This is a genomic window from Rhodococcus sp. AC861 (genome assembly GCF_979256035.1).
The window spans coordinates 1-232 of the sequence record NZ_CEEDMW010000122.1 but is presented as its reverse complement, the minus strand read 5'-3'; the positions used below and the strand labels follow the sequence as shown (position 1 = coordinate 232).

Below are 232 nucleotides of genomic sequence, written 5' to 3'. Positions count from 1 at the left end.
GCCCGTCAGCCGCGCCCTGTCCAGAAGCTCCCGCGCGAGCTCGCGGCGCGATTCAGGAAGTCCGCCGATCACACCGTCGGCGGCGATGGCGGCGGCGTTCGCCAGGCACTCCCGCGAGGTCGGCTTGCGGAGGTCACGCACTGTCCGGCTGAGGATCAGAACCAGCACGACGGTCAAGTACATGATCTCGGCCGACGGTCCGTAGAAGTAGTCGTTGTCCTTGGTCACGAAC

The 232-nt window shown here is 66.8% G+C and carries 1 pseudogene; it reads right to left on the bottom strand.

The features are described 5' to 3' along the window. A pseudogene (locus AC0IX4_RS23405) lies at positions 1-232 on the bottom strand (hypothetical protein); the annotation flags it as partial.